The sequence below is a fragment of the Enterobacter sp. RHBSTW-01064 genome (assembly GCF_014103035.1).
In the GTDB taxonomy this organism is placed as follows: domain Bacteria; phylum Pseudomonadota; class Gammaproteobacteria; order Enterobacterales; family Enterobacteriaceae; genus Enterobacter; species Enterobacter mori.
Window position 1 is genome coordinate 89,967 of sequence record NZ_JABXOU010000010.1, and the last position, 13,870, is coordinate 103,836.

A 13,870-nucleotide genomic window follows, 5' to 3' on the forward strand; every position below is an offset into this window, starting at 1 on the left:
ATAGTCAGATTACTTGCAAGTATTATCAAGAAAGACTGAAAATAGTCATTCGCTCTACCCAGAAAATAAACAGACCAAATTAGACAAAGATATATCGCCGCTTTTCCAACCAGCTCAGATGAATGTGAATGAGCTTTAAGGGATATCATTCCGAACATTTCTGTCACAAGGGCTGTGACAAGCAGCAATGCTCCACGCATTTTACAAATAACGGGCATAACATCAGTGTCCTGCGGAAGAAGATAAAAGTTGAATCATGACCACACCGGTTACGATGAAAAACATACCTGTCATCGCGTAAGCATCGAGTTTTTGTCCATAAAAAAGCGCAGACAATAAGGCAACCAGAACAATACCTGCACCTGCCCATATTGCGTACGCAATCCCAACAGGGATACTTTTTACCACAAGAGTCAGCATCCAGAATGAGACACCATAGCCGAAGACAACCCCTATCAATGGAAGGGGTGCTTTCAAGCCACTGATCGCTTTTATAGACATAGTTGCACACACTTCGGCAAGTATAGCGAGGGTGAGATAAAGATATGGAATATGCACCCGCCTTCTCCAGTTCTGAAGTGATAGATAGTCATGCCGACAAGCTTAGAATGACAATTCATACCACAGATGTATAATGGTGTTGAGCATCCGCTCAAGATTGAGCGCAAATCTACTTGAGCGTTCGCTCAATGTCAACGATGGGAGTTTTTATGGAAGCGCCAGGGTTACGAGAAGAGTTATTGTCTGCAGCAGTCAAATTGTTTGTAAAAGACGGGATTGAAAACGTTAAAACCAGACAGCTAACTGATTTTATGGGGATTTCAAGAAGTCATATCTATCATTACTTCAGTGACTGGCAACAACTTTGCCTGGAGGCCTGTTCGCAGCATCTTGAAAAAGAGGTAGAGACTTTTATCCAAACCGCTGATAAGAAAGACCCTTTAACGAAGTTACATATTTTTACTGATTACTATCTTCCGGGCCACAACGACTCAAGCTGGTATCTTTATCGTGCAGTCAACTACCTTGGCATTCACAACCCTGCTTATGATGAACTTAGTAGAAAAGTCGCTGGTTTGTGGTTAAGTGAAATGCAAAAAATTCTTATCGAAGGTGTCAGTCTTAATGTATTCCATGCTGCTGATTGTGCCCGCACGTCGCGTCAGTTGATGGCGATTTTGAATGGTTACTCCGATGTCTTAATTACTAATTTTGAACAGGGTGTCACAAAGACTATTGATGAGGACTTGAAGCATTTTCTTGATGAATTCATAGTCCAGGCCAATTGAAACTGCTTTTTATAAAAGCGTCATCGCAAATCGGGAATGGTTATTTTAATTGCGCACTGAGTCATCACATTGTTCCAAGAATAATACACAATGACTATATGTACAGTTGTTCGCTCAATCCGAATTTTAATTTGGCGAGTGACGGTCCCGATTTCTCTAAAGAAAACTGGATATTTAGTATCAGGCAACGCCGTAGTAGTGGGAAGTGGAGCAACAATTCTAATAAAGGAAATTAGCAGTGGCACGGTGAGTGGGGCAAGCAGCGTGGTTACAAAGTCTGTGCTGGAAAAGGGAGTGTGTGCTGACAACCCAGCCAAGCTTATGAGAATGCTTAAATTTTTGCTCTGCAAACTCTCAGTCCAAGCTTATTTTGCTCTTGCGCCGTTAAGGAGCGCAGCTCGCTCAAAGTGTTCTAAAAGCAATAAAAACGGTTAAATGTTTCAGGAAATAAAAGAAAATAATGCCGCGCAAGCGGCATAATTCACCCCAATAACGCTCTCAACCGCTTAATTCTCTTATGCGACAACTTCCGTTTCTCGCTCAAAGCAGACCTTCGGTTTACACCTGCATTTAGCTTTGAACTCTCTCCTGCCGTATCTCTTTCACCTTTCCTTACGATGACTTAGTCCAGATCCGACTTTACTTTTTTCGGATCTAAGGAGGAGAGAAGAAGGATTTGTACTGATAACGCAATACTAATGATAAATATTGAACACAATCGCATTATTGCTTATTTGGCATGAATGATTAGAAATATTTGTATTATCTTCAATAAAAGAACGAGGCTCTTACTTCCCATGTAAATTATATGCCCTTGTAGAGAGCGAGACGGTAGTGAACTTGTGGTACTAAGAATAAACTGTACCGACTCTTCCAGGGCACTGGAGTGTTCAGATGTACGACAGAGCCCTGCGCCTTTTGCAATAAATAATTAAAGGACTGAACATGGCGACCACAGTAATAGCTGCCTTTAACGAATTTATGAAAGATATCGTGAATCTCAAAAAGGCAGATACCGATGACGTGCGTGCAAGTCGCGACTGGCTTATCGGTAAGATGAATGATTTTGAGAAGGACGATAAATTTCCGGTGAGTTATCCAGCGATCCATATTGCCTTTGGATCCTTTGCCAGAAGAACCAAAATCCGTCCTCTGGACGATATCGATCTGATGTTCGGCTTATCCGCGCAGAGTGCCACCTATAACGTTCTGAGTGACCGGATCACTCTGACCTCTTCCGGCGAGGGGTCGCGCCTGCACGGATATCGGCATTCCGGAGCTGACACTATCTGCTCCGTCAGAATTCTGAATGCCTTTAAAAACCACCTGCAGGACATTGCCCAGTATGCCCAGGCTGATATCAGGCGTAACCAGGAAGCCGTCACGCTGAAACTGGTCAGCAAGGACTGGAATTTTGACATCGTACCCTGCTTTATTACCAGCGAAGATGCCTTTGGACGGACTTACTATCTGATCCCCGACGGCAAAGGCCACTGGAAGTTTACCGACCCCCGCAAAGACAGGGACAGAGTCACAACTGTCAATGTGCAGAATGACGGCAATGTGCTGAATGTCATCAGAGCAGTCAAGTACTGGCAGCGGCGACCGACGATGCCCTCCATGAGTTCCTACCTGCTGGAGACGATGATTCTGGACTATTACGCCGGCAAGGCAGTCTGCTCATCGTTTGTCGATATGGAGTTGGAAGCGCTTTTCCGCCATCTCGGTCTGTACGTACAGTTCTCCGTCAACGATCCCAAAGGCATACAAGGAGATATCAACTCTCTTTCAGCCGAGGCGCGTAAGGCGATATCTGACAGATGTTATCTCGATGCGCAGAAGGTATCGGAGGCGAGATGGTTTGAGGAGAACAAAGAGTATGAAAAATCCATCAATAAATGGCGCGATGTGTTCGGGCCGTTCTTTCCTGTTTACGGGTGAACTATGAATGCCATTTACACGAACCAGTCGACCAGAGAAAACCTGGATTTACTGTATGCGCAGGCCCGTGTTTACGACAGGGTAAAATACTGGAACAGGCTGAATTTTATCTTCAGCATCATCGTGCCGCTCCTGCTTTCGCTCGTTACCGTATACAACCGGAGCCGGGGCTTTGTCGATTCAGAGCTGCTGTCTTCACTGCTGGGGTTGTATGGACTGCTGGTGCTTACTTTTAACATTATCATCAGCGGACACATCGCTGCACTGCGCAGGAAGGCAGCCTCAATCCAGGAAATGTACGACTGCCGGGTACTGGGCATCCGGCGCAATGACCTGAAGGTGGAGGAGATCCCTCGCGATGACATCATCCGGGAAGCTGCCTATTTCAGGGACAGTCCGGAAAAAGCACGAAAACGATTTGGCAAAGAGGGGTGGTACGTCAGTAAGGTGTATGACGCGCCGCTGGCCGTAATGGCGCTCCTGTGCCACGGAAAAAACCTCGGCTGGGACAAATCGCTCAGGGAGGTGCTGCACGTGTTTTATCTTTCAGCTTTTATTGTCTCGCCTGTCGCGATGCTTGTTTACGGCATCGCCATGAAATCCGGACTGAATGAGATCCTCTTCTATGTGGTGTTCACACTGCCGGTCATCCGCTATTTCTTGCTTCAGTTTCTGGATAATCGTAGCAGTATGAAAAGAAGCGAGAAGCTGAAAAAGTACGTTGAGAAGGAATTATCCGGCATCAGGGTGTCCGGAAGGGCAGAAGAAGAGCAACTGGGTTATACGCTACGGAATATCCAGGATGAGATGTTCGCCTACCGGGCCTCATGTCCGCCCGTTCCCAACGGTATTCAGCTGATAATGAAGCCCAAAAATGAGCGAATTTATGTTGATTACTTTGAAACGAATCTGAAGGAGCTGCACCTTCAGAAGTAATCCCTCCTTAGCTCCGGTGTGGGATTTACGTATGCCGGAGCACATCACGATAAAACCATTCAGGTTGCCTGGCTGCCAGCATAAACACATAGTCACCTTCACCTCAGATAGTTAGCATCCGGCTTTCAGGGTTTTCGGATCTTCATTGGGGATGATGCGCACTGATACATATAAGACAGTAATTGATTAATATTGTTGCTCAAAAAACATTAATGACTAAAAAGCACAAAAGAATTTATTGCCATTAAAGCAATTTCACTTCAATTAATTCACGAAGGCCATCACTTCCGGTCATGTCAGATTTGGAACGCAAGAGTGGTTCAGATAAATCTGATCAGGATGACACAACAAGAATGAAAAGTGGGCTACGATAGAAAGGCTCAAAGAACTCAGGGATAAGGAGAAAAAAATGGCTCAACTCAGGATCCGGGGCGTAAGAAGCTACGCGCCTGACCGGGATATCTGCTTTGATCTCAGCAGTAAGGTGACACTCATCTACGGCCAGAACGGCTCGGGGAAATCCACGGTATCAGGCTATTTTTATGACCGGCAGGCGGATAAATACCGACACTGCGCCTTTGAGAGCCCGCACATCAGCCACTTTCAGGTCTTTAATCAGGAATATATTGACAGCAAATTCGCCCGTGCGGACTATCAGCCCGGGATCTTCACTCTCAGTGAGGCCAATCAGGAAAGCCAGGATAAAATAAACAGTAATAATAAAGAAAGAACAAAACTGAGTGCCCGCCTGGAGAAGCTTAATGAGGAGATTGCACAAAAAGAAGGGATGAAAGAAACGATCGTCGACCACTGTGCCAGGGATATTTTCAACCGGACAGTCAATGACAGGAAAATCCTCAGCGATTTCCTTGATGGTGCCAAAATTAAAAGATCGTTTTACGAACGTATGGTTGCAACACCGCTTTCAGACGTGCGTACCACAACTGAGGAACTGACTGATAAATGGCGAATGTTAAGTCAAAGCGAAGGAACGCTTGTCAGCGAAATTCATATTCCACGAACAACTGTCTTAACGGAAGAAACAATAAAACTGATGCGGGAACCTGTTGTGCCTGCAAGCAGCACGCAATTCTCTTCACTCATTCAGAAAATCGGTAATGCAGACTGGGTGCGCCAGGGGCAACATTATATACACGACGATGTTTGCCCCTTCTGCCAGCAGCCCTTTGATGTCATGGCCTTTTTGCGCGAACTCACTCAGATGTTCGATGAATCTTATCAGACTTCTCTTGGAGTGCTGAGCCAGGCAGCAGAAGGGCTGGCTCAGGACTGTGATGCCCTGGCCGAATTTGAACACCGCGTTGCAACTCATTCTTTCGTTGATGAGGGAAGTCAGATTTTATCTCTGGTGAAAGCGGTAAATAAAGGCTTTCAGATTTTGTTACAGCAACTCCTTAATAAAATTAAAGAACCGTCTCTGAAGGTACAGCCTGAGAACCTTCAGGAATCCCTGTTCTTACTCCAGAATGAAGTGGATGCGTTCAATACCCGGGTACGGGAAAATAACCGACTGGCTGAAAACTTTACCCAGGAAAAAAAGTCCCTGTACGCTGATATCATGGCGCATCTCAGAGGGATTTGCGAAGAGTTCTTTACCGAACGTGACAGGCAGCTTGGTGAACTACAGAATGAAATTAACAGTAGGTTGCGTGATGGCGGGATCCTCGAAGCAAACAAGAAGCAGCTGGATGACGAGACGAATGCCCTGACCGGACAACTCTCCGACATACAACCCACTATTGACAGTATCAACGCGAATCTCAGGCTGCTGGGGATCACCGGCTTTGAGATCATCTGCCATGATGCTGAGATGAAACTATACCGTCTGCGCCGGGGAAGCGAGCCTGAGAAGGCGGAAGTATTCAAATCCCTCAGTGAGGGTGAGAAAACAATGGTTTCTTTCCTTTATTTCATAGAATCATGCTCCGGCAGTCTCACCCCTGAAACCATTCACCCGGAGAATAAACTTATTGTTATTGACGATCCGATTTCCAGCCTGTCACATAACTATATTTATGAAGTCGCAGCTCTTATTAAACGGAAAGTTATAAAGTCAGGTGCAGCGAGACATGTAGTGATACTGACTCACAATATGTTTTTCTTCCAGGAAATACTCTTAAACAGCGGCCGCCTGCAGGATAACAGAGAGGCACCGGTGAACTGGTCTCTGCTTCGAATTATTAAGTCTGACTACAGTTCCTGCGAGAAGCTCTCCATGCACGAGATACTCAATGAATATCAGGCGTTATGGCAGACCCTGAAAGACGTCAGAGATGGAAAAACCCAGCCTATTGTGCTTTTTAATACGATGAGGAATATTCTTGAGTACTATTTCAGTTTTGCCTGCAAAACTGAAAAACTTAAAGAGGCCCTGGAGTCTCTGGCAAGTGAACACAGCGATGCCGGAGAATACGATTCATTTTATCGGGCTATCAACCGGCACTCTCATTCTGATGGCCGAAATCTCTTTTCTACAGGGGTCATCGATAAGGAACGTTATCTGAGTATGTTCAGAAAAGTGTTTACTCAGACAGACGACGATGATCACTATCTTGCCATGATGGGGGAATCAGCAGACCTGTCGGAAACAGTGGAGTAACAAGCAGCGCCGTCATCTGCGGGTACCGTTCACTTAACGCGTCGGGAGCGAGCGCATGTGCTTACGCACATGCTCTACGCGCCCGAAACGAAAACGTGTATACCGTACAACGGGTACAATTTTCGGTTTCATGGCGGGTTTCCTTTTACAGTCCGGCTACTGCCGGAAGTCCCTGTAACCATTTACAGGCGGTAAAAAGCGCAGAGGGGAACACCCGAGATGACGACAGCTGATTATAAACACCGTTCCGGTTTGAGGTAAATCATTTCCACATTTGAAAGAGGGAAAAGCAGAGCTCCTATTCCCGGAACTAACAACAATGCACATCCAGCCTTTTATAACCAATTCTAAGGAAAGCCAGAGCTCATGCAGTTAACGTCTGTCCCGCACTCCAGTCCCCTCGCTAGCAACCAAGCATGTTTTTTCCGGCTTTGGGAGAAATCGGATCTCAGTGAAAAAAAGAAGAACCGCGAGGTATCACATGATGATAAGTGACATCATGTCATCAAATTGACTGAATTAAATATTGATGATTAACTCATGTGATACACATTCATTAATGTATTTTACCTCACTTTAAATACTACCGATGACAGGAGCAACCATGCTGAGCCAGCTGACCCTGCGCTTTCACAAAAAACTCATCGAGGCGCTGAAAATTCGTGCTGGCCACGAAAACACCTCCGTCAATGCCCTCGCTGAACGTTTTCTGGACACAGCCCTGAAAACCCCCGCGCCGGATGACAGCTATCTGGCCCTGGTGGCTGACCGGGAGGGCGCCATTCGTGAGATGTACCGTAAAATCATTCTTGGCCAGACCTTCGGCGTAGCCCCGGTCACGCGTGATGAATTGCGTCTGTTGCTCGGACTGGCCCAGGAAGGCTGTGTCCACGGCCGCAACCGGCTGGTCACCCGTCCGGCCCTGCAGATATTGCTGGACATTACCGGCGAGCTGCTGGCCTGGCAGGCTGAACATAATATGCCCATCGATCTACCCTATCTGCAGGGAATTTTTCACCTGCAGGGTACGGCGCCGGCCGCTGAATACACGGACTTTCTCGCGACGCTGCGTCAGCGTCCAATCATCGACCAGGGCTACGCCGAACGGCTGCTGCGCCCGCTGGCGTCACAGTGCTTCGATCTGCGTACCTTCCCGGAGGAGGCCCTGGCGCAGATCTTCACCCTGCCACGCCTGCAGGCGCTTTTACCGCTGGCGCTGCGGGGCGAGTCCTGGTGCGAGGAGGATGCGCGCCAGCTGGCAGAGGCCACTCACCCCGTGATCCCGGCAGTTAGGGAGACGATAGAAGCGGGTACACTGCGGTTTGATATTCAGGTGGACGGACAGGAGATCGCCCCGCGGCCCGGCGGCTGGTATGAAGTTCCGCGCCTGCACCTGCTGATCACCGGCCAGGATTTTGTCGTGCCATTCGGATGGACTCATTTCTCGGAGCTGCTGGGCCTGTTCACTCTGTATGCCCGCCATCCGGACGCACTCGCGCATGGCCACCACGGTGAGCACGTGATGTTCTCACCACCGGGTAACGCCTCAAAGGACGGCTTTTTTGGCCTCGACGGGCTGCGGATCTTCCTGCCGCCAGACGACTTCGAAACGCTGATTCGTGAGCTGGTTGCGCGCTGCAGTGAAGGAATCCTGGCTGATGCGCTGAATGGTCTGCGTGGCCTGTACGGAGATCTGTAACCATGGCTCATTCAACAGAACCGCAGTTGTCCGGAAAACACCCCGACCGGGCCGTCAGCACACCGGAGGAAGATCGCTACGGATTTACCTACATTGCCACCGAGCTAGCCCGTGCCATTCAGGGGATCGGACGGGAGGGCAGTGCCGTAGTTGGTATCGAAGGAGCCTGGGGGACGGGAAAAACCAGCCTCCTGAACCTGCTGCGCACGGCACTGGATGAACAGAAAGAAGAACGGACGTATGTCCTGAGCATTTCCCCCTGGCTTGACGGCAGTGATACGTCACTGGTGGCATCACTTCTGTTGCCGGTCGCAGGCATCATTGCCGAAGAAGAAAAAAAACGGCTTACAGACGTCGAACGGGCAGATCTTAAAGAGAAGGAAATGCTGACTGACACTACCCGCACGCTCATGGATTACACCCGAGCGACCGCCCGAAGACTGGCTCCGCTCGCGCAGATCGCCGCCGTGATACCCGGGGTCCCCGATGCCAGCGGAGCCCTGAAAGCCCTGTCGGATTCGGACTGGCTGAAAGGAAAAGAAAAAACCACGGCAGAAATGCGCGCCGAAATCGCAAAGAAAATCGCGGAGCTGGATCTGAGTTTCATCGTCCTGCTGGACGATCTTGACCGTCTTGAACCGGCGCAGGCGGTGGAGGTGGTCAGGCTGGTGAAATCGGTCGCCGATTTTCCCCGTTTTCGCTACCTGCTCTGTTATGACAAAGCTGTCCTGTCACAGGCTATCAGTCAGGGGCTGGGAATTCCTGATGGCGACCTGTATTTACAGAAAATTGTGCAGATCTCCTTCGGATTGCCGCGTCCGGAAACCTTTGTGCTGCGCCGGCAATTCAGGGAAGAGGCCATCAGGTTATACGAAACGGTAAACGGGCAAGCCGCAGAGCCAGTTATGCGGGCCGCTCTGACGAGCGTCGCCGACATTTATGGTGCAGCACTAAAAACCCCCAGGGAGGTCCGGATAGCCATTAATGCGCTGGAATTCCGCTATGCGAGCATGCGGGACTATGTTTATTTCCCGGATCTGTGCTTTCTGCAACTGCTCCGCACCACGAATGTCGGCCTGTATGACTGGGTGGAAGCATACCTGTCTGAACGGGCAGTGGTGGAGTCCGGCGAAGGCTATGTCAGTGAAGAAGAGCTGAAAGTAATGACCGGGAGCCTGCAGACTCACCTGTCCCGATATTTTCCTGACTCAGCGCATACCATCGATGCGCTGAGTCAGTGGGTTCCGGGGATCTCTACCGGGGTGACGGACCTTTCCATCCACCTGTTCAGGACGGGAAACGAACAGGAAAAATCCTTGCTGACCGCAGGAAGGCGGCTGGGTAGCCTGACGTACTGGCGATACTATTTCGCCTTTTCGGCCCCGCAAAACGTCCTGCAACCGGAGGTTTTCGACAAAATCTTCGCGGTGGCAGGTCATCCGGGAAAACAGCAGGAACTCGCCGAATTGTTGCTGGGGTATATCCAGAACATAAATTTATCTTCCAGGACCTGGTTTGAGCACATACTGACCCAGCTGACCCAGCCACATATCGCATCCCGCACTCCCGCTGAATGCCGCGGTTTGCTGCGATTCTTCCTGGACTACGGCGATGAAATGCTAAGGCGCTACCAGGCGGAAGATCCGCGGTTTGAGTTGCATGACCTGGACACCTACAGCGTGGCTGACCGCCTCATCAGGCGGATGTTACAGGATAATGCAGACGATACCCTGGTCTTCCTGACAGAACTGGCCCGGAACGGCCGGGCCTGGTACTGGATGACAGAATATGTGCATCACCTGCTGTGGCAACACGGGATGGCCGGGGGCATATCGAAAGATGAACAGGAAGAGTGGATGTCCCAGGACACATTAGAGACGTTTCGGGACACGCTTGGTTTCAGGCTGAACAGTACAGCCATCACCGATAAACTGCCGGATTTCACCCTGCTGAACAGGTATATCCATGCATGGTGTGACATTAGCGGAGTGCACGCCGTACGGGAATGGGTGACCTCTCAGATCCAGGAAGATGAGGCTTTTCTGAAGTTGCTTTTACAATTGCGGGATCATCGCACCAAATCAGTAAAGAGGGGGTACCGTACCCTGAAACTGGCCAGCCTGACCGAAATTCTGGGGGAGGAAGAGCTGATTAAAATACGTATCAGGCATATCAAAAAGACAGGCTATTATGCAGAACTGGTTGCCCAGGTCGAGCAAGCCATTGCAGGATTCCGGTACTCACAATCCGATCGCTAAGGCCCTGGCGGGGCCTTATGCATGCATATCGGACTGTACCATCGATAAAAATCGGCGGCAGGCATGGGCCTGCCATAATAATATCCCTGCACGTACGGCACCTGATTTTTAATCAGCCAGTCAACCTGATGTGCTGCCGTCACGCCCTCCGCAATGGTGGTAAGGTTCAGACGCCTGCTGAGGCCGACAATGGTGTCCAGTACCGGTGTGTCCACATCGGCTGACGTCAGGCTGTCGATGAATATTTTGTCTATTTTCAGGTAATCCACCGGCAGGCTCTGAAGCAGGCTCAGTGAGCAGTAGCCCGTACCAAAATCATCCACGGCCACCTGACAGCCTTTCTGACGTAGCTCATTGAGTTTCACTGATGCCGTTTCTGTGTCCTCAACCAGGCTGCGCTCGGTAATTTCCAGCACCAGGCGAAATGCGGCGTCCAGAGATACCCGCAGTCTCAGAACATCAGCAGTAAACGACCGGTCCGCCAGGTGAGGGGCCGCAATATTGACACCCAGATGGAAAGGGGCGTTCACCTGCCAGACTCTGACATCCTCTTCTATCAGGCCAAACAAATGCTGCGTCAGACTGATAATCAGACCTTCCTCTTCAGCGGCCCGGATAAATACCTCCGGTGAAATACTCCTGCCGTCGGGACGTTGCCAGCGCATCAGGGCTTCGGCGCCGGAGCAGATGCCAGTTTCGGTGTCACAGAACGGCTGGTAGTGCACGCTGAATTCCCCATCTGCCATCCCTTTCCTGATTTCTTCTGCCAGAGACATCTTTCTGGTATCCCAGAGGCGCCACATGTACAGCATGGCTAACGTCAGAAGCAAGGACAGGGGGCCGAGGAAAATCAGGTTGCGCAGGATGTAATGGCGAAGCGACAGCGGCGGGGTAAGGATCCGAAGCTGCGCCTGACTCACATCAGAGCTGAACTCAGCGGTGAACACTTTGGATCGGGGGGCGGTTTTCTCCCGACCGGAAATGATGGGTCCGCCATTAAAGCGGAGCTGCTGAGCCGAATGATCCTCATCATCCAGGGAGTCCATCAGGTCCACGAAATACCGTGCATCCACCACACTGAACGCCGTGGTCCGGTTGCCGACGCCGAATGCGTAGATAACTGCAGCATGGCCTGGCACGCTGCTGGTTCCTTCTGTAGCGATGACTTTTATCCGACCCGGAGGGGCTGAAACGGTAACACCGAAAATATCATCGGCACTTTGCTGCCTGGCACCGGTCACGGATGAACAGATTAATATACCATCCCGGATAAGTCCGGTGCTGCGGATATAGGGCGTCAGGGCCCCGTTCTCCGTCATCTGCTGCAGGACGCTTTCACAGGGCCGCGTGGAAAGCCTGGCAGTCACCAGATTCGCGCGCAGGGCAATGGATGTGATGTGGTCGACCTGGCTCATCAGAATACCCGCCGTCACGGCAGTGTCCCTGTCCAGCTGTCGATAAGCCATACCTGATGACAATAGTGTGATCAGGAGTGCGGGCACGAGAATTCCGGCAGCCAGCACCGATTTTCTAAATTTCATTATTCATCCTGTAGGTGGTTTCATAAATACCCTATCACCATTTAATGGCTTGTTAAGCATTAAACCACCCTTGTTTCATGGTTATTTAAGAAAGTAAAACCATCCTGGGGTAATCTGTAATGAATATAATCGCAGAGTTCGGATTGGGTAAATATTTTTGAACAGATTTGACATTGCGCTGACAATCTTGGCGTTGCTTATCATTGCCGCAGAAACCTGGTTTTGCTCGGCCAGTGTGGTGTGGCGTATGGGAATGATGATAAGTCTTTATCTGCTGCAGTGAGAAAAAGTATGCCAGTTATGGCCACGAAGTAAAAATTGCTGCGGGGACCACCAACCAGCGACAGACCAATAAGGAAAACAGAGTAATGGCTCTCAAAATGAATATTCTAATATTCGCTCTCGCGATGACCAGTTTTAGCTGACCGCCTCACTAATCACATTACTCATGAATCCTTCCTGGATACCCGGTAGCCCTTTATTTCGTTCATAGACAAACCGTAAAAAAGAAGGCTGTCTCAATCCCGTTTTGTTCAGAATATTCTGGCGATGTGCATATAACGTTTTGACTGGCATTTCAATTAACAGGGCAATCTCATTAATGTGTAAATCAGATACAAAATATGGCAGCAGACGACTCTCTGTATGCGTCAGGTATATACCCTCGGCGCGCTCACCTTGCGACTCAGGACACTGCAGTATCTGGTTTAACTCACATGAAGCGAGGCTAATGTCTGTTTTATCGAAACAGTTCTACTCCCTAGAATTCCTTTCGGGAACACCCGACCAGTAACCTTTCCTGTTAGCCAAATCAAGGTGGCATCTGATCTTTCTGTTCGAATTTCATTTAGCGCTGACCAGTCACCCCGGAAAATGATATGGCTATCAATAATGACAAGTATTCGATCAGCGCCTTTAATGCTATCTGGCAGACTGCAATGATTAAAGCATAACTGCAGGCAGGTTATGTCTCGCATTAAAGCGGAAAGTCCTCTGTACAGCCGAAAATTATCCGTCAGGATGACTACCAATAATTCACTATTCACTATTCACTATTCACGAATTGCGTTCTCTTTTAAATGAAAAATAATGAAGTTATAAATTAACCCTGGGTGAATTAACGAAGTCTGGCCGCCATCCGGCGGCCAGACAGTCATTCAGCGATAGATAAAAGTCGTATTCACTTCATCGTTTCTGTATGACAAAATCCGGATATTCAGATATTTGGCACCAGCGTTTCACCGTTACTTTTTATAACATCGGCATACCAGTAGAAGCTCGCTTTTCTGTAGCGCTTAAGATCGCCCCGTCCCGTATCATCGCGATTGACGTAGATAAAGCCGTAACGCTTACCTAATTCCGCGGTGGAGTTACTGACCAGATCGATGGGGCCCCATGATGTGTATCCCATCACATCCACGCCATCTTCGATAGCTTCCCGGACCTGGTACAGGTGGTTATTCAGATAAGCGATACGGTAGTTGTCGTCAACCGTAAAGTCGTCTTGAAGAATATCTCTGGCACCCAGTCCGTTTTCGACAATGAACAGCGGCTTCTGATAACGATCCCACAGCATGTTTAACAGA

9 protein-coding genes and 1 pseudogene are annotated in these 13,870 nt (G+C 49.2%); 7 read left to right on the top strand and 3 right to left on the bottom strand.

What is annotated here, in order from left to right; all coding sequences use genetic code 11:
• Nucleotides 1-222 precede the first annotated feature (222 nt).
• Nucleotides 223-552 carry a multidrug efflux SMR transporter gene (locus HV355_RS22685; RefSeq protein ID WP_319026229.1) on the bottom strand — a complete coding sequence of 110 codons (330 nt, stop codon included), beginning with the start codon at nt 550-552 and terminating at the stop codon, nt 223-225.
• A 137-nt stretch (nt 553-689) separates the two neighbouring features.
• On the opposite strand from HV355_RS22685, the gene HV355_RS22690 reads away from it, so the two are divergent.
• The 7 genes and pseudogenes from HV355_RS22690 to HV355_RS22715 all read left to right on the top strand — a co-directional run bounded on the left by HV355_RS22690 (nt 690) and on the right by HV355_RS22715 (nt 10,743).
• Nucleotides 690-1,289, top strand: coding sequence for a TetR/AcrR family transcriptional regulator (locus HV355_RS22690; RefSeq protein WP_182403581.1), 600 nt, complete (start codon nt 690-692; stop codon nt 1,287-1,289).
• 143 nt (nt 1,290-1,432) lie between these two features.
• Nucleotides 1,433-1,622, top strand: a pseudogene (locus HV355_RS24325) (N-acetyltransferase); the annotation flags it as partial.
• A gap of 612 nt (nt 1,623-2,234) precedes the next feature.
• Nucleotides 2,235-3,230: a nucleotidyltransferase gene (locus tag HV355_RS22695; protein ID WP_182403583.1), complete on the top strand. Its 996-nt coding sequence runs from the start codon at nt 2,235-2,237 to the stop codon at nt 3,228-3,230.
• 3 nt (nt 3,231-3,233) lie between these two features.
• Nucleotides 3,234-4,166, top strand: coding sequence for an S-4TM family putative pore-forming effector (locus HV355_RS22700; protein ID WP_182403585.1), 933 nt, complete (start codon nt 3,234-3,236; stop codon nt 4,164-4,166).
• A 409-nt stretch (nt 4,167-4,575) separates the two neighbouring features.
• The gene (locus HV355_RS22705) at nt 4,576-6,786 is read left to right on the top strand and encodes an AAA family ATPase (RefSeq protein ID WP_182403587.1); all 2,211 of its coding nucleotides are present in this window, start codon (nt 4,576-4,578) and stop codon (nt 6,784-6,786) included.
• 604 nt (nt 6,787-7,390) lie between these two features.
• A complete protein-coding gene (locus HV355_RS22710; RefSeq protein ID WP_182403598.1) occupies nt 7,391-8,485 on the top strand; it encodes a transcriptional regulator in 1,095 nt (364 codons plus the stop codon).
• A gap of 2 nt (nt 8,486-8,487) precedes the next feature.
• Complete coding sequence (locus HV355_RS22715) at nt 8,488-10,743, top strand: P-loop NTPase fold protein (RefSeq protein WP_182403589.1); 2,256 nt, start codon at nt 8,488-8,490, stop codon at nt 10,741-10,743.
• On the opposite strand, the gene HV355_RS22720 is transcribed toward HV355_RS22715, so the two are convergent.
• Together HV355_RS22720 and HV355_RS22725 are read right to left on the bottom strand one after the other, a co-directional pair.
• Nucleotides 10,740-12,284, bottom strand: coding sequence for a cyclic diguanylate phosphodiesterase (locus HV355_RS22720; RefSeq protein WP_182403590.1), 1,545 nt, complete (start codon nt 12,282-12,284; stop codon nt 10,740-10,742). The genes HV355_RS22715 and HV355_RS22720 overlap by 4 nt on opposite strands.
• A 1,216-nt stretch (nt 12,285-13,500) precedes the next feature.
• The coding region (locus tag HV355_RS22725) for a family 1 glycosylhydrolase (protein ID WP_182403592.1) at nt 13,501-13,870 on the bottom strand (370 nt) is incomplete at its 5' end.

Excerpts from the sequence above, each read along its gene's own strand:
- HV355_RS22690 (WP_182403581.1), top strand. The coding sequence starts at position 690 with ATGTCAACGATGGGAGTTTTTATGGAAGCGCCAGGGTTACGAGAAGAG.
- HV355_RS22695 (WP_182403583.1), top strand. The coding sequence starts at position 2,235 with ATGGCGACCACAGTAATAGCTGCCTTTAACGAATTTATGAAAGATATC.
- HV355_RS22700 (WP_182403585.1), top strand. The coding sequence starts at position 3,234 with ATGAATGCCATTTACACGAACCAGTCGACCAGAGAAAACCTGGATTTA.
- HV355_RS22705 (WP_182403587.1), top strand. The coding sequence starts at position 4,576 with ATGGCTCAACTCAGGATCCGGGGCGTAAGAAGCTACGCGCCTGACCGG.
- HV355_RS22710 (WP_182403598.1), top strand. The coding sequence starts at position 7,391 with ATGCTGAGCCAGCTGACCCTGCGCTTTCACAAAAAACTCATCGAGGCG.
- HV355_RS22715 (WP_182403589.1), top strand. The coding sequence starts at position 8,488 with ATGGCTCATTCAACAGAACCGCAGTTGTCCGGAAAACACCCCGACCGG.
- HV355_RS22720 (WP_182403590.1), bottom strand. The coding sequence starts at position 12,284 with ATGAAATTTAGAAAATCGGTGCTGGCTGCCGGAATTCTCGTGCCCGCA.